Below are 17,278 nucleotides of genomic sequence, written 5' to 3' on the forward strand. Positions count from 1 at the left end.
GCCTTCATGGCGAAGAAGAAGTGGTCCGACCTGTCCACCGGCCAGCAGGCCGCAGTCGTAGCGGCGGGTGCCGTCGAGGTGGTCCTCACCGCATACGCGTTGACCGATCTGGTCCGCCGGCCGGCCTCCGCCGTGCGCGGGCCGAAGCTGCTGTGGGCCGCGGGATGCTTCGTGCAACCGCTTGGTCCAATCGCCTATCTGGCGCGGGGTCGACGCTAGATCGGGTTGTCCCGCAGGGAGATTCGGACCACATCGCCTGGCCGCGCCTGGCCGAGGTGAGCGAGATCCTCGGTGCGGATGCACGCCACGATCGGGTATCCACCCGTGGTCGGGTGATCGTTGAGGAAGATGATCGGCTGCCCGGACGGCGGCACCTGGATCGCGCCGGCGATGATCGGCGAGCTGGGTAGCTCCCCGGTGTGCGTGAGGTCGAGGGGCGGACCCTCCAGTCGTACGCCGATCCGGTCGGTGTGGCTCGAAACGCGCCAAACGCTCTGGGCCAGTTGATCTTTCGCTTCATTGGTCAACAGATCGTCACGTGGTCCCAGATGCGCCACCACCTGGACCGGGCCACCAGGGACGGGCAGGTGGTCGGCGTGGGTCACCGGTTGGTCGGGGGCAGGGCCCACCGGGAGTTGGTCTCCGGCTTGCAGGGGTGTCGGCCCGAGACCGCTGGAGGTGTCGGTGCTGCGCGATCCCAGGACGGCAGGGACGTCGATCCCACCGCGAATGGCAACGTAACTCCGCAGGGCCGCTGGTGGTCGGCCGAGGGCGAGCCGTGACCCCGGCGCTACGGTAACGGGCTCACCGAAGGGGACGGCCCTCCTGTCGATGGTTACCGGAGCGGGGGCACCGGCCACCATGACCACAATTGGCGAATCTGCCTGCAACACCAGCCCGCCCAGCACAACCTCAAGGCCGGCGGCGTCTTCGGGGTTGCCAACGACTCGATTGGCCAGCCGCAGGCTTGGGGCGTCGATGGCCCCACTGGGAGCGACCCCGATCGCAAGGTGACCGGGGCGACCGAGGTCTTCGATCAGCGCCTGCGGCCCGGTTGCAACGACGTGGATCACGGCCACGACGGTGAGAAGCGGACGGTGTCGCCGGGGTGCAGGAGGGCCGGGTCGTCTGCTCCCGGGTCGAAGAGGGTGGCGTCGGTGTGGCCGATCAGCTGCCAGCCGCCGGGGGTGGCCTGCGGGTAGATGCCGCAGTAGTGCGCAGCCAGGGCGACCGAGCCGGCCGGGATGCGGGTGCGGGGCGAGTCGCGGCGCGGCATCTGCGGCAGCTCCTGATCGGTGACGAGATAGCCGAAACCCGGCGTGAAACCAAGGAATTCGACGGTCCAGGAGATGCTGGCGTGTCTGTCCGCGACCGCCTCGGGCGAACAGCCCCACACCGCCGCGACGACCGCGAGGTCGGCCCCGTCGTAGGTCACCGCGATGGTGTGCTCGCGGGCACCGTCCGCAGCGACCGGTCGAGTGAGATCCAGCGCTCGCAACTCCTCGGCAACCGTTGCTCGCCGGCCGGGCGGTGCGAGGACCAGCACCGAGTGCTCCCCGGCCACGACCTCCAGATCCGCCCGGCCGTCCAGTGCCTGCAGGAGCGCTCGCCGGCCCGCGCGGGAGGGGAGGTCCACGAGGAGTCCGCGATCGGCGTACGGGCGCAGGATCACGGCGCCGCCACGCGCACGCCCGCGGCCTGTAGGGCATCCCGCACCGCGTGGGCCAGGTCCACCGCGCCGGCGGTGTCGCCGTGCAAGCACAGCGAATCGGCCTCAATCGGCACCATCTCGCCCGTGATCGAGCGCACCCGGTGGTCCACCGCGATGGAGGTGGCACGATCGCACACCTCGAGGGTGTGGGTGATGACGGCGCCCTTCGCCGAGCGCGGCACGAGGGTGCCGTCCGCGGCGTAGCCTCGGTCGACGAATGCCTCGGCGTAACAGGTCAATCCGGCCGCGGCGGCGAACGTGAGCAGCCGTGACCCGGGTAGGCCCATCACCGGCAGACCGCCCGCGGCGATCGCTGCGTCCACCACTGCGCGCGCGTGGGTCTCGTGGTGCACCGCGGTGTTGTAGAGCGCGCCATGCGGTTTCACGTACGCAACCCGGCCGCCCTGGCTGCGGGCGATGCCGTCCAGCGCACCGATCTGGTAGAGCACGTCGGCGAACAGTTCCTCGTAGGACGCGTCCACGAAACGACGGCCGAACCCGGCCAGGTCCCGGTAGGCGACCTGAGCCCCGATCCGGACGGAATGCTCGACGGCTATCGAACAGGTCCGCACCAGGGTTGCCGGATCGCCCGCGTGGAATCCGCACGCGATGTTGGCCGAGGTGAGGAAGGGCAGTAGGCCGGCGTCGTCACCCAACTGCCACCGACCGAAGGACTCGCCCAGGTCAGCGTTCAGGTCGATGCGCTCAGCCATCGCTGCGCCGCACGCCGAGCCACGCTGCCAGGTCATCGATTTCGTGCTGCACGGCATCCATCATGGCGCGGCTCGGATCGACATCCCAGTGCAGGGCGTGGACTCGCAGTCGGCCGGCGTCGCGATCGGTCTGTGCGTCGAGTTTGCCGACGAGTTCGTCGCCGTAAAGGACCGGCATCGCCCAATAGCCCCAGCGGCGTTTGTCCTTCGGGGTATACATCTCGAGTTTGTAGTCGAAGTCGAAGAGCTCGGCGGTGCGCTTCCGGTCGAAGACCAACCGGTCCAGGGGAGACAGGAGCGCGGCCCGTGGCAGAAACGGCGCGTCAGTCAGGTACGTCGGGTCCACCCGCCAGATCCCGCGCAGTCCCTCGATCCGCGCCGGAACCCCGATCTCGTTGATCACCAGCGGTTCTCGTGGATCCTGCTGGCCACCGCTGCGGGCTATGCCCATCGCGGACAGGAAGCGTGCCGCGCGTGCCGTCCGCGCCACCTCCAGCGCTGGCACCGGATCGTCGGGGTAGACCCGTTCGGCCAGGTCGTAGAGCACGGCCTGACCTTCGCGTCCGGCCACGGCGACTTCTCCGCGACGGACCATCATGGCGAGCACGGCGTTCACGTTCTTGTCGTTCGTCCACCCTGAGGAGCGCCAGGGGACAATCGTGGTATCCGGGAAATCGCTTGCGGCGGTTGGGCCTTCGTCGGTGAGGCGGGCGAGGATGTCCAGTCGGCAGTCGTCGTTGGCCGCCAGCCATTCGGCCCCGTCCTCCTGCCATTCCCGCAGTGGCTCGTCGCCGGGCCAGTTGGCCATCTCGGCCCGGTAGAGCGCCATGTCCCGGGCCGGCACCAGGCGCATCAGGAACTCCACCAGGTCACCGCTGACCACGGCGTCATCCAGTTCGGCAGGGTCATAGCTGCGCCCCAGCCGACTCCACGCGACCACGTGGGCGGTCGGCGCGACGTACGCCGTGTGTTCGATCTGCAACGAACCCAGGTGGTCAACCAAGGGCAGCAGGCCCGCAGGCCGGGCGGCGGTCAGCAAGGGGGCACGTACGGCGATCGCTCGCGCCTGCGGGCGAGTGAGAGTGATCGGCGACCCGGCCATGAGTCCAGTGAATCAGGGGGTTCCCATCGGACTGTGATCTGCGCTACATTGTTCGCTGTAAGAACAGATGTGCGCAATGCGAACATTCGCAGAGCGTGAGCAGGGCGACGTCAAAGGAGCACCCCATGCCGGATCTGTCGGATATGCATCTACCGGGCCATGACCGCCCGGAACTGAAGAAGACCCCAGGAAAGGCCGCGGCCAGCGGCTGGGTGGGTAGTGCGCTTGAGTACTACGACTTCTTCCTCTACGCCAGCGCCGCGGCTCTGGTCTTCCCCCAGGTCTTCTTCCCCAAGGGCAACGACGCGGTCGCCATCATCGGGTCGCTGGCGACCTTCGGTGTCGGCTACGTCGCCCGGCCGGTCGGTGCGTTCTTCATGGGCCACTTCGGAGACACCATCGGACGCAAGAAGGTCCTGGTCATCTGCATGATGATGATGGGGACATCGACGTTCCTGGTCGGCTGTCTGCCCAGTTACGACACCATCGGCCTCTGGGCGCCGGCTGCGTTGGTCTTCCTGCGGCTGCTGCAGGGCTTCGCGGTCTCCGGTGAGTTGGCCGGTGCCGCCGCCATGACGCTGGAGCACGCACCGTTCGGCAAGCGCGGTTTCTACGGCAGTTTCAACTTGCAGGGCACGCAGGCGGGGCAGATTCTGGCGGCAGCGCTGTTCATCCCGCTGTCCGCGTGGTTGCCCGACGACCAGTTCACCAGCTGGGGCTGGCGCATCCCCTTCCTCTTGAGCGCGCTGGTGGTGCTCGCGGCGTACATCATCCGCAGCCGGGTCGATGAGACTCCGGCCTTCCAGGAGGAGATCCTGGAGAACGAGGTGCCTCGCGCCCCCATCCCGACGGCCTTCGCCCAGAGCAAGGCCAACATGGCTCGAGTCATGATCATGTGCTTCGTCAACGCCGTCGCGGTGACGACAACCGTCTTCGGTGCGGCCTACGCCACCCAGGACGGCTACGGCCTGAAGATGGACAAGACGACCTTCTTGTGGATCCCGGTGGCCGGCAACATTGCCGCCGTCCTGATCATCCCGTTCGTCGGGCGCCTGTCGGACAAGATCGGTCGCCGACCGGTCTACATCACCGGGACCCTGCTGTCCGGTGCCCTGGTCTTTCCCTACCTGGTGGCTATCCAGCACAAGAACGACCTGGCCGCGTTGGTGATGGCCGTGGTCATGTGGGGCGTCTTCTACCAGGGCTACAACGCGGTGTACCCCTCCTTCTTCCTGGAGCTGTTCCCGACCAAGACCCGGGTGACCGCCACGGCGATCGCCACTCAGGTGGGCTTCGGCTTCACCGGCTTCATCCCGACTCTGGAGAGCTGGATCGCCCCTCCCGGGACGAACCGATCGGTGCCACTGACCGTGGGACTGTTCGTCTTCGGTTTCACCATCCTGGCGGCGATCGCGGCGTACACGGTGCGCGAACCCTTCCGGATCCCGTTGGATCAGTTGGGTAAGCGCGACGCCCAGCCGTTGAGCAAGGAAGAGTACGAGCAGGCGCGATCCCAGCCTGTGTCGGTCTGATGCCGCAACTGGGAATCGCCGTCGCCGGAGCAGGTCTGATCGGCCGCCGGCACATCGAAGAAATCGTCGCCTGCGATGCGACCCGGTTGGTGGGGGTGCTCGACCCGGCCCCCACCGGCCGGGAGGTCGCAGCCGCGTACGACGTCCCGTGCGTCGACAGCTGGCCGGACCTTTTCGATCGGTGCCGCCCCGACGGTGTCATCGTCGCGACCCCCAACGCGCAGCACGTGCCGGGCGGCCTGGCCTGTATCGAAGCGGGCATCCCGGTCCTCGTCGAAAAGCCCCTCGCGCCGACAACGGCTGAGGCCGAAGTGCTGGTCGCAGCCGCGGAGACGTCTGGCGTGCCCTTGTTGGTCGGACACCACCGCCAGCACAGCCCGCTGCTGCGCGAAACCCGCGCGATCATCGACTCCGGCGCATTGGGCAGCATTGTCGCGGTGAGCGGTTCGGCGACGTTCGCCAAGCCGGCCGACTACTTCGACGTCGGAGGTGGGTGGCGGCGCGAACCCGGTGGTGGTCCGGTGCTGATCAACCTGGTGCACGACGTGAACGCGTTGCTCGGGCTGTTCGGTCCGATCGTGCAGGTCGAGGCGATCGCCGCCAACGCGACCCGGGGGTTCCCCGTCGAAGACACGGCCGCGATCCTGTTCCGGTTCGCCAGCGGCGCGCTCGGGACCTTCACCCTGTCCGATGCGGCGGCTTCGCCGTGGTCCTGGGAGCAGACCGCACAGGAGAACCTGGCCTACCCGACGTTCCCCGATGAGGACTGCTACCGGATCAGTGGCACTCTCGGCTCGCTCGGCGTGCCGACCATGCGGCTGCGGACCACGACCGGCGAACCATCGTGGTGGTCGCCGATGCAGACGCGCGTGCTGGAGGTGCACCGCACCGATCCGTTGGCGGAACAGATCGCGCACTTCGCAGCGGTGATCCGAGGAGAGTGCGCCCCGTTGGTCACCGGCCGCTCCGGTCTGGAGACGTTGCGGGTGATCGACGCCATCGAGCAATCGATCGCCCGTGGCGCCGAGATGGCGGTCGCGTCATGACCGATCGTACTCTCGGCCTGGCTCACTTGTCCCTCATCGAGCTCACCCCGCCGCAGCTGGTCGAGGTCGCCGCAGGCGCCGGTTTCGAGGTGGTCGGCGTGCGGGCCCGCGCGGTCACCGCAGCTGAGTCGCCCTTCGACCTCAGTATCGGGTCGCCGCTGCTCCAGCAAACCGTCGAGCGCTGTGCCGACCTCGGCGTGAGCGTCCAGGACGTGGAGTTCATTCTGTTGAATGGCGCTGTGACACAGGATGATTGGCTGCCGATGTTGGACACTGCGGCCGCCCTCGGTGCTCAGTCGGTGACTGTCGCGGTCGATGACCCGGATCGGGACCGGGCGCTGGGTGCGATCACCGGGGTGGTTGCGGATGCGCGGGATCGCTCGTTGACGGTCACCCTGGAGCCGATCTCCTACAACAGCCTGCACTCGCTGCCCGAGGCATTCGACCTGGCCCAGCACGCCGACTGTCTGATCCTGCTCGACGCTCTGCACCTGTTGCGCTTCGGGGCAACGACCGATCAGGTACGCCGAGTGGCTGGCCGGGTCGGTCTGGTCCAGGTCTGCGACGCCCCGGCCCAGCGACCTGCTGACAAGGCCGCTCTGGTCGCGGAATCGCGGGTCGAGCGACTCGCCCCGGGGCTGGGCGACGCCGACGTCACCGGTCTCTTGCAAGCGGTTGCTCCTGAGGTGGTTGTCAGCGTCGAGTGCCCTAGTGCGATCGGTCGGCGGACCCGATCTGCGCAGCAGTGGGCGCAGTATCTGTACGACACAACGGTTTCCGCGATCAAGGAAGCGGAGGAAGGACACGATGACTGACGCAGCGATGCTCAGCGAGCAGGGCCCTGTCGAGGCCTTCGACGAAGTCGTCGATGTGCTCGTGGTCGGATCGGGCGCCGGTGGTTTGGCTGCTGCGGTCACCGCCGCGGACAGTGGCTGCTCGGTCATGGTGGCGGAGAAGGCGGACCGCTGCGGTGGTGCGACCGGTCGCTCCGGCGGTTGGATGTGGACACCGGGCACGTCGTTCGCCAAGGCCGACGGGGTGGACGAGGATCCGCTGGACGGACCGCGCACCTACCTCGAGCAGCGGCTGGGCGAGCAGTTCGACGCCTCGCGCGTGGAAGCCTATCTGCGTGCCGCGCCGCGCATGGTCGACTTCTTCCAGCAGCGGACCCACCTCACCTTCACCCCGGGCTCCTGGATCCACGACATCTACGGGGACACTCCGGGCGCCGGCACCGGGCACCGCTCGGTCGGACCGGATCCAATCGACACCAACACGCTGCCGGAGCGGGTGCGCAGCATCCTGCCGAAACAACTATGGGAGACCTCGTTCCTGGGCATGGGCATTATGGCCGGTCCCGACCTGCAGGGCTTCCTACGCGCCGCACAACGCGATCCGCGCGGACTGTGGCACGCAACCAAACGAACCACCAGGCACCTGCTGGACCTGACCCTGCACCGGGAGAGCCGCCACCTGGTCAACGGCGCCGCCCTGATCGCCCGCCTCCTCGCCTCGGCCGACGACCTCGGCGTCGACGTCCGAGTGAACACGGCGGTGCGCTCCTTGATCCGCGACAGCAGCGGCGCGATCCGCGGTGCCGTGCTCGAAAGTCCCCGTGGCACAGTGACGGTCGGTGCCCGACGCGCAGTTGTGCTGGCAGCGGGTGGGTTCCCGGCCGACGTACGGCGACGGGTCGAGTTCTTCCCGCACGGCACCGGAGCGGACCATCACACGTTGGCTCCGGCCACCGACACCGGCGACGGGCTACGGATGGGCACCTGGGCCGGTGGCGATCTGGACACGAGCGTTGCCTCACCGGTCGCCTGGTGCCCGGTCTCCCTCGTGCCGCACCGCGGCCGAGCAGACGGGGTCTTCCCGCACATCATGGACCGCGGCAAACCAGGCATCATCGGCGTCACGGCGGATGGGCGACGATTCGTCAACGAAGCCAACGGCTACCACGACTACGTGCTCGGCATGTTGCGGGCAACACCCGAGGGCCAGCCCGTGGAGTCCTGGCTGATCGCAGACCACCGAGCGCAGCGACGGTACCCGCTGGGAATGTCCAAACCCTTCCCGGTGCCGGTGTGGCCCTACCTGCGCAGCGGCTATCTCCAACGCGCGGACACCCTGGAGGAGCTGGCCGAGAAGTGCGGCATCGACGGCGCTCAGTTGGCGAAGACCGTCCAGCAGTTCAACGAAGAGGCGGCTCGCGGGCAGGATCCCGAATACGGCCGGGGGACAACTGCATTCAATCGATACTCCGGTGACCCGACCGTGCGGCCGAACCCGACACTGGCGGTACTGGACCGTCCGCCGTACTACGCGGTGAAGGTGCTGCCGGGATCATTCGGAACGTTCTTGGGGCTGCGCGCCGACGAGCGTTCGCGGGTGCTGAGCGCCGACGGTTCGGTCATTCCCGGACTGTACGCCGTGGGTACCGACCAGGGCTCGGTCTTCGGCGGGCACTACCCGTCGGGGGCATCAACATCGGGCCGGCGATGGTTTTCGGATATCTGACTGGTCTGGAAGCGGCCGCGGCACAAACGTTTTCATCGCAAGCCGTGGAGGCAACGAGATGAGCACGACTGCGCAGTCCTACCTGGTCGGGTTGATCGGTGATGGCGTCCTGCCGTCGCTGACCCCGCCGATGCACGAGCACGAGGCCGACGCGCACGGGTTGCGCTACCTCTACCGCCCGCTGGACCTGGCGATGATGGGCCGGCGTCCTGAGCAGGTGGGAGACATCCTGCACGAGGCAGTCGGGCTGGGCTACAACGCTTTCAACATCACCTTCCCGTGCAAGCAGTTGGCGATCGCCCATCTGGACGAGATCGCCGAGGACGCCCAACGTCTTGAGGCAGTGAATACCGTTCTGGTGCAGGATGGTCGGCTCATCGGGCACAACACCGATCGTTCGGGCTTCGCCTCGGGTCTGGCCACCGGTCTGCCCGGTGCCGATCTGACCCGCGTGGTACTGATGGGTTCTGGCGGCGCCGGATCGGCCGTGGCCTACGCCATCCTCGAAGCAGGCGCCGAGCGCCTCGACATCCTGGACCTCGACGCCGACCGGGCGACCGAGCGCGCGAACCACCTGGCGGCGTACTTCCCGGGTGCGCGGGTGCACGGTGGCGGGATCGACGAGTTGCCAGTCCGGCTGACCAGGGCCACCGGTTTGGTCAACGCCACCCCGGTCGGGATGCACCATCACCCCGGAATTCCGGTGGATGCGGCCCTGCTGGATGCCCGGTTGTGGGTGGGCGACATCGTGTATCGGCCGGTGCGCACGCCGCTGATCGTCGCCGCCGAAGCAGCCGGTTGCCGGGTGCTGGACGGTGGCAACATGGCAGTGGGACAGGCGGTTGACGCGTTCGGGCTGATCACCGGGGTCACGGCTGACCGGGTCCGTATGCGGGCGCATTTTCTGGCGCTGGTGGACGCGGAGTCCGCGGCGCACTGACGAATCCACACCGGACCGATACGATGGTGCGAGATACGAACATTCGTACGTTATGCGCACATGGGGGCACTCGTGACCGTTGATGACACCGACGCACCGGCAGTGGAGCGTGACGGCCGGGTGCAGAGTCTGGCCAAGGGGCTGGCAGTGATCCAAGCGTTCGACGCGGCGCACCCGGAGCAGACCCTGAGCGATGTCGCCCGAAGTACGGGGCTGACCCGGGCCACTGCGCGGCGCTTCCTGCTGACGTTGATCGACCTGGGTTACATGCGCACGGACGGCCGGTTGTTCCGGCTCACCCCGCAGGTGCTGAATCTGGGTCATGCCTATCTGTCGTCCCTGCAGTTGCCCGAGATCGCCCAGCCCCATCTGCAGGAACTCTCCGATCAGGTTGGTGAATCTTCCTCTGTTGCAGTGTTGGACGGCTCGGACATCGTCTACGTCGCGCGGGTTGCGTTGAAACGGATCATGACCGTCGCCATCACGGTCGGCACCCGGTTCCCGGCGTACGCCACCTCGATGGGCCAGGTGTTGTTGGCCGACCTCGACCCCCAAGAGTTGGACGAGGTACTGGCCCGCACCGATCTCGTACCGCTCACGCCACAGACCGTGACCAGCCGCAGCCAACTGGAGAAGGAACTCGCCGGGGTGCGAGAGAGCGGCTACAGCCTCAACGATCAGCAACTCGAGATCGGCCTGGTTTCCTTGGCGGCACCGATCCGGGGCTCGGACGGGCGGGTCATTGCGGCCGTGAACGTGTCGACCAGGGCGGGCAATGCCGAGCAACTGCGCACCGAGCAGTTCCTGCCCGCACTGTTGAGGGCTGCGACGGCCATCAGCGACGACGTCCGGCTCGCCGGACTCTGAGCGGGTACGCCGATGCATCAGTCGATCGCGACCGTTTCCGTCAGCGGGGGGCTGGCGGACAAGCTCTCGGCCATCGCTGCCGCAAAATTCGACGGGATCGAGATCTTCGACCAGGATCTGATCTCCAGCCCACTCTCACCGGCCCAGGTCGCGGATCGATGCGCGGAACTGGGGTTGAGCATTGACTTGTTCCAGCCGGTCCGCGACGTGGAAGGCGTTGCACCGCAAGCATTCGCCGCGGTGGAGCACAGGCTGCGGGTGAAGCTGACGGTGATGCGCGATCTGGGCGTCACGACCCTGCTGGCCTGCTCCAACACGTTGCCGGGGGCGATCGACGATCCCGATCTGTCCGCCGAGCAGTTGCACCGACTGGGTGAACTTGCCGCCGACCAGGGCTGCCGCATCGCGTTCGAGGCGCTTGCCTGGGGGCGACACGTCAGCCGGATCGGCCAGGCATGGGACATCGTGCAACGGGCCGACCACCCTGCGGTCACCGTTGCGGTGGACACCTTCCACATGCTCGCCCGCGGTGACGGAGCAGAAGCACTCGAACACATTCCTGGTGACCAGATCGGCTTCCTGCAGGTGGCCGACGCCCCGGTGCTCGGAATGGATGTGCTGCAGTGGAGTCGCCACCACCGGGTCTTCCCCGGGCAAGGTGGCTTCGATCTCGCGCCGCTGGTCGCCAAGGTCTTCGAGGTCGGCTACCGCGGCCCGCTGTCCTTGGAAGTCTTCAGCGACGTGATCCGGGAGGCCGATGCCTCGATCACCGCGCTGGACGCCAAGCGTTCCCTGTTACATCTGGAGGAGGAATTGCGTCGGCACTGGGCCGCCGCCGGTGTCGCCCGACCACGCATCGGCCTCTTCGATCCACCACCGGTGCCCTCTGATCCAGAGGTCGGGTTCATCGAAATCGCCACAGAGCCAGCGCAACTCGATGTCCTGCTGACGGCGGCAGGCTTCCGAGTCGCCGGGCGGCACCGCAGCAAGCCGGTGACGTGGTGGGCGAACGGCGGAGCCAACCTGCTCACCAATGAGTCGACTCCTGACACTGATCGGTGGGTAGCGGACCAACCCCGGCCGACCGTGACTGGCGTGGGTCTGCAGGTCGACGACGTCAGCGGGTTCACCGGGCGCCGGGAAGCCCTCTTGTGGCCCGCCCTGCCGCTTCGCCGGGGCGAAGGCGAAGCACCGCTGGCCGGTGTCGACAGTCCGGCCGGAATCCACTACTTCGTTTCCGGACAACCCGGCACCCGCGAGGACTGGCGCCTGGACTTCGTGCCGGAGCGGATTCCGCGACCGGCCGGCGAGGGTGCGTGGTCCGCGTTGGATCATCTCGGATACCCCGTCGCGTTCGACGTCAGTGAGGCCGAGATCTCCTTCTACCGGACCCTTTTCGGGTTGCTGCCCGGTGACGTTTCGGAGTTCATCGACCCTCGCGGACGGTTGCGCAGCCGGGTGATGCACTCCGACGCAAGCTCGGCGCGCGTCGTACTCAACGTTACCGAAGGGCACTTCGCGGCTCCGCGCCGTGGGCTGAACCAACTCGCGTTCGGTTGCTCCGACGTTCTCGCGGCGTCCACCGCGATGCGGGCGGCCGGCGTACCTCTGCTCGCGGTGCCGGCCAACTATTACGTGGATCTGGACGCTCGGTTCGACCTACCAGAGGAGCAATTGGCGCAGTGGCGCGAGGCGGGCGTGATGTACGACCGGGACGAGAGCGGCGGTGAGCTGCTGCACGTCTACACCGACCGGATCGCCGGGGCGTTCTACGTCGAACTGGTCCAGCGCAGTGGGGGGTACGACGGGTATGGCGCCGCCGGAACTCCCGTGCGCCTGGCGGCGCAGCGCGACATCGAGCTCTGACGCGTGGGGGCGATCAGCCCTGGCGCAGCGGAACCTTCACCAGGTCGGCCAACTCATCGAAGCCGATGCCGAACGTCTCCCGCACGACCACGCCGTCCTGCTCGATCAGGAACACCGCCAGGTCGGTGTAGATGCGGCTGACACAGGCAACGCCGGTCAGCGGATAGCTGCAGGTCTCCACCAGTTTCGAATCGCCCTGTCGGGTCAGCAGATTCATCATGACGAAGGTGTCCTTGGCGCCGATGGCCAGGTCCATCGCGCCGCCCACTGCGGGGATGGCGTCGGGGGCTCCGGTGTGCCAGTTGGCAAGGTCCCCGGTGACCGACACCTGGTAGGCGCCCAGCACGCAGATGTCGAGGTGACCGCCGCGCATCATCGCGAAGGAATCGGCGTGGTGGAAGTAGGAGGCACCCGGCAACTCGGTGACTGGGATCTTCCCGGCGTTGATCAGGTCGAGATCGACCTGATCGCCGGTGGCCTCCGGACCCATCCCCAGCATGCCGTTCTCGGTGTGCAGGGTGACCCCACTGGCCGGGTCGAGGTAGTTCGAGACCAGCGTGGGCTGGCCGATCCCCAGGTTGACGTAGGCGCCGGCCGGGATGTCGGCAGCGATCAGCTTGGCCAGCGCATGTTTGTCCAGCCGGCTGGGTGTGCTCGTGGCGTCGGTGGTCATGGTCACTGTCCCTGCTCCTGATCGGGTACGGCGGCCTGCGGGATGACGACCACCTGGTCGACATACAGGCCGGGGGTGATGACGTTCTCCGGGTCGATGTCGCCCACCGGCACGACCTGGTGCACCTGCGCGATCGTCCGGTCGGCAGCGGCGGCCATGATCGGTCCGAAGTTGCGAGCGGTCTTGCGGTAGACCAGGTTTCCCACCTGGTCAGCGGTGTGGCCCTTGATCAACGCGAAGTCGCCGCGGATCGGGTACTCCAACACGTAATGCTTCCCGTCGATCTCGCGGGTTTCCTTGCCCTCGGCGATCGGCGTGCCGTACCCGGTGGGGGTGAAGAAGGCCCCGATCCCGGCACCGGCGGCACGGATCCGCTCGGCCAGGTTGCCCTGCGGCACCAGCTCGAGTTCGATCTCGCCGGCGCGGTACTTCGCGTCGAACTGGTGGCTGTCGCTCTGCCGGGGGAAGGAGCAGATGATCTTGCGGACCCGGCCGGCACCGATCAACGCGGCGAGTCCGACGTCGCCGTTGCCTGCGTTGTTGTTGACGATCGTCAGATCGGTGGCGCCGCTGTCGACGAGTGCCTCGATGAGTTCGACCGGTTGCCCGGCCGTGCCGAACCCGCCGACCAGGATGGTGGCGCCGTCCGGGATGTCGGCTACCGCTGCCGCAGCGCTCTGGGTGACTTCGACCATGGCCTCAGGCCCCTTGCGTGGTGTTCTCGAGGACGACGGCCAACCCCTGGCCGACGCCGATACAGATGGCGGCCACGCCCCAGCGCTGCCCGCTGTGTCGCAGTTGCTTGGCCAACGTGGCCAGGATCCGGCCGCCGGAGGCACCCAGCGGGTGCCCGATGGCGATGGCGCCACCATGGGCGTTGACGATCTGCGGATCGATCTGCCAGGCGTCAAGGCACGCCAGCGACTGCGCGGCGAAGGCTTCATTGAGCTCGACCGCGCCGACGTCGGACCAGGAGATGCCGGCCTGGCGCAGGGCCCGCTCGGCGGCCTCGACCGGCGCATACCCGAAGTACCGCGGGTCGCCCGCAGCCGCGCCGCGCCCGGCGATGCGGGCAAGGGGGGCGCGACCCAGTCGCTCGCCGGCGGCTTCGGACGCCACCAGCAGGGCGGAAGCGCCGTCGTTGAGCGGTGATGCGTTGCCGGCGGTGACGGTGCCGTCGGTCTTGCGGAACGACGTGCGCAACCTGGCGAGGGTCTGCGGGGTGGTCTCCGGGCGGATCGACTCATCGCGAGCCAACTCCACTCCGTCGACGGCGACGACTAGGTCGTCGTAGAAGCCATCGCGCCACGCCGCGTCAGCCAGCTGGTGGGAACGCGCGGCGAACTCGTCCTGTCGTTCGCGGCTGATGTCGTACTTCTCGCGCAGCAGCTCCGTGGCTTCACCCAGCGACACGGTCCATTCCGCCGGCATCGCGGGATTGACCAGTCGCCAGCCCAGGGTGGTGGACGAAAGCTGCAGATTACCTGCCGGATAGGGCTTTTCGGTCTTCGGTAGCACCCACGGCGCCCGGGTCATCGATTCCACCCCGCCGACCAGGATCACCTCAGCATCACCGGTCTCGATCTGACGAGAGGCAATCATCGCGGCGTCGAGGCTCGAGCCGCACAGCCGGTTCACCGTGGTGCCGGGAAGGCTCGTGGGCAGGCCGGCAAGCAGGGTGGCCATGCGAGCGACGTTGCGGTTCTCCTCGCCGGCTCCGTTGGCGTTGCCGAAGATCACCTCGTCGATGACGCTCGGGTCGGCACCCAGCGCCGGTGTCCGTTCGACGATCGACCGGACCACCGTTGCGGCCAGGTCGTCGGGACGCACCCCGGCGAGGGCGCCGCCGAACCGGCCGAACGGCGTACGCACCCCGTCATAGACGAACGCTGACTGATTCATTCTCCGGCTCCCTCTTGCTCATCAAATGCGGCGATCTCGCGTTCGGCGATCGCGAACGCGTGGTTGGCGCTGGGTACCCCCAGGTAGATCGCAGCCTGCAGCAGTACTTCCTGGATCTGCTCGACGCTCATCCCGTTCCGGCGCGCGGCGCGCACGTGCATCGCGAACTCGTCCCAATGGTCCCGGGCGATCAACGCGGTCAGGGTGATGGCGCTGCGGGTCGGTCGGTCCAGGCCCGGCCGGGTCCAGATCTCACCCCAGGCGTAGCGCGTGATCAGGTCCTGGAAGGGCTCGGTGAACGCCGTGGTGGCTGCTTGCGCTCGATCGACGTGGGCGTCGGACAACACCGCGCGACGGACGGCCAAACCCTCACTGGTGGCGTCGGATTCGGTGCGGTCGGGTCTCATCGGATCTCCTTGGTCAGGAAGGTGTCGAGCAGCGCCGCAACGGCAGCAGGCTGCTCGGCCGGTGCCAGATGGGCGGCGCCGGTGATCAGCGCCGCCTGACCGTTGGTGCCGGCTGCGATCTCCTCGGCGAACGACAACGGGGTCACCTCGTCATGGTCTCCGGCGACGGCCAGGACCGGGATCCGTATGTCCGACAGACTGTTTCGTGCGTCGAACGCGGCCAACGCCTCGCAGCACGCGGCGTAGGACTCTTTGTCAGTGTGTTGTAAGCCGTTCAGCAGGGTGGTCCCGGTGCCAGGGTCACGCTCGAGGAAGCCGGACGCGAACCAGCGCTGCGCCGAACCGCTCACCATGACCGGGGTGCCCGCGCGTCGGACCAGAGTGGCGCGGTCGTGCCAGCCTTCGGGCGTACCGATCTTGGCGCCGGAGCACACCGGCGCGACACCGGCGAGTTCCGTGCCGTGATCGATGGCCAGCTGCAGTCCGACGGTGCCGCCGAGCGAAACACCCGCGTAGTACGGCGCCGCCGAATGTTCCTCGCGCACAGCACTGGTCGCGCTCCACACGACTGTTGCCAGGTCGGCGATCGTGAACGGATCCGGATCAGGGACGCTTCGGCCGTGCCCGGGAAGGTCCCAGCCGACGACGGTGACCGGCCCGGCCAGGGCGCGTGCGCAGGCGTCCCACAGCGGGGTGACTGCGGTGCCCAGAGAGGGGCCGACGATCAGCAGGACGGCTTGCGGGCCATCGTCGCGCAGGAGGGACACAGTGGGTTGCTTCACGAATCCAGCTCCTTGCGCAACGTGGCGTGTGCGTCCAACGTGCGATCGATCAACGCAGGCACAACCCCCAGATAGTCCGCGGCAGAGACCGATTCGTCGGGGCGCACCGACCGTCGTTCGGCGACCAGTGCGGGCATTGCCGCATCGACGTTGGCTTGCATGGCCTCGCGGTGCACCTCCAGGCCGCTGAGGACCTCTGCCGCCTGACTGGCTGCGGTCGGCACGAGGGTCAGCAGCGACATCACGGGCTGCCACTCCGCATGCCACGCACCGTCGGGGCGTTCGTCGGCGGCCAGGGCGGCGCTGGTGTGCAGCGATGCCGACAGGTGCGGCGCCTGCAGCGCGGCGGAGCGGACCAGCACCGACAACACCGGGTTGTGCTTCTGCGGCATCGTCGAGGATCCGCCGCGACCGGTCGCCTGCGGCTCGGACAACTCACCGATCTCCGGGCGGGCGGCCAGGACGATGTCGCCGGCGATCTTGCCGAGGATGTCCGACGCGCGGGTCAGGCCATCGCCGAGGGCGGTGACGGGGGAGCGGTCGGTATGCCAGGGACCCAACGGCTCAGTCAGGCCCAACCGATCGGCCAGGAGACCGGGTGCGGTGGCAGCCAGCCCGGGGGCCAGCGTCTCCAGCAGTGACAACGTGCCGGCCGCGCCACCGCACTGGACCGGGAAGTTCAGCGCGGACACAGCGCGCAGGGCATCATCCAGCCCACGCAACCAACCCGCCGCCTTCGCGCCGAACGTCGTGGGGACCGCCGGCTGACCGAGGGTGCGCGCGGTCATGACGGTGCCGCGTTCGCGCTGCGCCAGGTCAGCAACGGCATCGGCGGCCGCCAGCAGACTGCGCTGCAGCTGCGCGGCGCAGTCCCGCGCGATCAGCATCACGGCGGTGTCGATGACGTCCTGGCTGGTGAGTCCCTTGTGCACCAAAGCTGCCGTCGCTGAATCGCTTTCGGCAACCTGGGCCCGTAGTGCGGCCACGACCGGGATGGCCGGGTTACCGCCGGACTCGACGTTGGCGGCTAGTTGCGACACGTCGTACCTGCTGGGGTTGCACGCGTCGGCGACCACCTGCGCCTGCTGCGCGGTGAGCACGCCGAGGTCGCCGAGCACCCCGGCCCACGCAGATTCGACCGACAGCATCGCCGAGAGCACCGCGGTGTCATCGGTCAGGCCGTCGGCGCGATCGGCGCCCGGGGTCAGCAGCATGGG

Annotated in this window: 18 protein-coding genes; 8 read left to right on the forward strand and 10 right to left on the reverse strand. The window is 68.0% G+C overall.

Going from position 1 to position 17,278, the window contains the following annotated elements; all coding sequences use genetic code 11:
* The first annotated feature begins 6 nt into the window (after nucleotides 1-6).
* Nucleotides 7-219, forward strand: coding sequence for a PLD nuclease N-terminal domain-containing protein (locus DR843_RS01445; RefSeq protein ID WP_109683773.1), 213 nt, complete (start codon nucleotides 7-9; stop codon nucleotides 217-219).
* Here DR843_RS01445 and DR843_RS01450 read toward each other — a convergent pair.
* Genes DR843_RS01450 through DR843_RS01465 form a run of 4 tightly spaced genes read right to left on the reverse strand, consistent with a single transcriptional unit; the run spans nucleotide 216 to nucleotide 3,526 of the window.
* Nucleotides 216-1,073, reverse strand: a complete 858-nt coding sequence (locus DR843_RS01450) for a 5-oxoprolinase subunit C family protein (RefSeq protein WP_109688297.1) — start codon at nucleotides 1,071-1,073, stop codon at nucleotides 216-218. The genes DR843_RS01445 and DR843_RS01450 overlap by 4 nt on opposite strands.
* Nucleotides 1,070-1,636: a 5-oxoprolinase subunit B family protein gene (locus tag DR843_RS01455; protein WP_170119711.1), complete on the reverse strand. Its 567-nt coding sequence runs from the start codon at nucleotides 1,634-1,636 to the stop codon at nucleotides 1,070-1,072. Before DR843_RS01455 ends, DR843_RS01450 begins: the two co-directional genes overlap by 4 nt.
* Before the next feature lie 32 nt (nucleotides 1,637-1,668).
* Nucleotides 1,669-2,460 carry a LamB/YcsF family protein gene (locus tag DR843_RS01460; protein ID WP_245933933.1) on the reverse strand — a complete coding sequence of 264 codons (792 nt, stop codon included), beginning with the start codon at nucleotides 2,458-2,460 and terminating at the stop codon, nucleotides 1,669-1,671.
* Nucleotides 2,417-3,526 carry a DNA glycosylase AlkZ-like family protein gene (locus DR843_RS01465; protein ID WP_109683775.1) on the reverse strand — a complete coding sequence of 370 codons (1,110 nt, stop codon included), beginning with the start codon at nucleotides 3,524-3,526 and terminating at the stop codon, nucleotides 2,417-2,419. The genes DR843_RS01460 and DR843_RS01465 overlap by 44 nt, the downstream gene beginning before the upstream one ends.
* Nucleotides 3,527-3,651: 125 nt before the next feature.
* On the opposite strand from DR843_RS01465, the gene DR843_RS01470 reads away from it, so the two are divergent.
* From DR843_RS01470 to DR843_RS01500, 7 genes are read left to right on the forward strand one after another with little or no spacing between them, the layout of a single operon-like run.
* Nucleotides 3,652-5,058: an MFS transporter gene (locus DR843_RS01470; protein ID WP_245933934.1), complete on the forward strand. Its 1,407-nt coding sequence runs from the start codon at nucleotides 3,652-3,654 to the stop codon at nucleotides 5,056-5,058.
* Nucleotides 5,058-6,104: a Gfo/Idh/MocA family protein gene (locus DR843_RS01475; RefSeq protein WP_109683776.1), complete on the forward strand. Its 1,047-nt coding sequence runs from the start codon at nucleotides 5,058-5,060 to the stop codon at nucleotides 6,102-6,104. The genes DR843_RS01470 and DR843_RS01475 overlap by 1 nt, the downstream gene beginning before the upstream one ends.
* Complete coding sequence (locus tag DR843_RS01480) at nucleotides 6,101-6,919, forward strand: sugar phosphate isomerase/epimerase family protein (RefSeq protein ID WP_109683777.1); 819 nt, start codon at nucleotides 6,101-6,103, stop codon at nucleotides 6,917-6,919. Before DR843_RS01475 ends, DR843_RS01480 begins: the two co-directional genes overlap by 4 nt.
* Nucleotides 6,912-8,624, forward strand: a complete 1,713-nt coding sequence (locus DR843_RS01485) for an FAD-dependent oxidoreductase (RefSeq protein WP_211310161.1) — start codon at nucleotides 6,912-6,914, stop codon at nucleotides 8,622-8,624. The genes DR843_RS01480 and DR843_RS01485 overlap by 8 nt, the downstream gene beginning before the upstream one ends.
* A 58-nt stretch (nucleotides 8,625-8,682) precedes the next feature.
* Nucleotides 8,683-9,564 (forward strand): shikimate dehydrogenase, encoded by an 882-nt coding sequence (locus tag DR843_RS01490; protein ID WP_109683778.1) that lies wholly within the window; start codon nucleotides 8,683-8,685, stop codon nucleotides 9,562-9,564.
* 60 nt (nucleotides 9,565-9,624) lie between these two features.
* Nucleotides 9,625-10,431: an IclR family transcriptional regulator domain-containing protein gene (locus DR843_RS01495; RefSeq protein WP_109683779.1), complete on the forward strand. Its 807-nt coding sequence runs from the start codon at nucleotides 9,625-9,627 to the stop codon at nucleotides 10,429-10,431.
* Nucleotides 10,432-10,443: 12 nt separating this feature from the next.
* A complete protein-coding gene (locus DR843_RS01500; protein ID WP_109683780.1) occupies nucleotides 10,444-12,297 on the forward strand; it encodes a sugar phosphate isomerase/epimerase and 4-hydroxyphenylpyruvate domain-containing protein in 1,854 nt (617 codons plus the stop codon).
* A gap of 13 nt (nucleotides 12,298-12,310) precedes the next feature.
* Here DR843_RS01500 and DR843_RS01505 read toward each other — a convergent pair whose 3' ends face one another.
* The 6 genes from DR843_RS01505 to DR843_RS01530 are packed head-to-tail and all read right to left on the reverse strand — an operon-like array spanning nucleotide 12,311 to nucleotide 17,275.
* The gene (locus DR843_RS01505) at nucleotides 12,311-12,970 is read right to left on the reverse strand and encodes a 3-oxoacid CoA-transferase subunit B (RefSeq protein WP_109688304.1); all 660 of its coding nucleotides are present in this window, start codon (nucleotides 12,968-12,970) and stop codon (nucleotides 12,311-12,313) included.
* 2 nt (nucleotides 12,971-12,972) lie between these two features.
* Nucleotides 12,973-13,665, reverse strand: coding sequence for a 3-oxoacid CoA-transferase subunit A (locus DR843_RS01510; RefSeq protein ID WP_109683781.1), 693 nt, complete (start codon nucleotides 13,663-13,665; stop codon nucleotides 12,973-12,975).
* Nucleotides 13,666-13,669: 4 nt separating this feature from the next.
* Complete coding sequence (locus DR843_RS01515; protein ID WP_109683782.1) at nucleotides 13,670-14,872, reverse strand: thiolase family protein; 1,203 nt, start codon at nucleotides 14,870-14,872, stop codon at nucleotides 13,670-13,672.
* Complete coding sequence (gene pcaC, locus DR843_RS01520) at nucleotides 14,869-15,279, reverse strand: 4-carboxymuconolactone decarboxylase (RefSeq protein WP_109683783.1); 411 nt, start codon at nucleotides 15,277-15,279, stop codon at nucleotides 14,869-14,871. The genes DR843_RS01515 and pcaC overlap by 4 nt, the downstream gene beginning before the upstream one ends.
* Nucleotides 15,276-16,061: an alpha/beta fold hydrolase gene (locus tag DR843_RS01525; protein WP_109683784.1), complete on the reverse strand. Its 786-nt coding sequence runs from the start codon at nucleotides 16,059-16,061 to the stop codon at nucleotides 15,276-15,278. Before DR843_RS01525 ends, pcaC begins: the two co-directional genes overlap by 4 nt.
* Nucleotides 16,058-17,275 (reverse strand): lyase family protein, encoded by a 1,218-nt coding sequence (locus DR843_RS01530; protein ID WP_109683785.1) that lies wholly within the window; start codon nucleotides 17,273-17,275, stop codon nucleotides 16,058-16,060. The genes DR843_RS01525 and DR843_RS01530 overlap by 4 nt, the downstream gene beginning before the upstream one ends.
* Nucleotides 17,276-17,278: the final 3 nt, after the last annotated feature.

This window comes from Branchiibius hedensis, assembly GCF_900108585.1.
Taxonomy (GTDB): domain Bacteria; phylum Actinomycetota; class Actinomycetes; order Actinomycetales; family Dermatophilaceae; genus Branchiibius; species Branchiibius hedensis.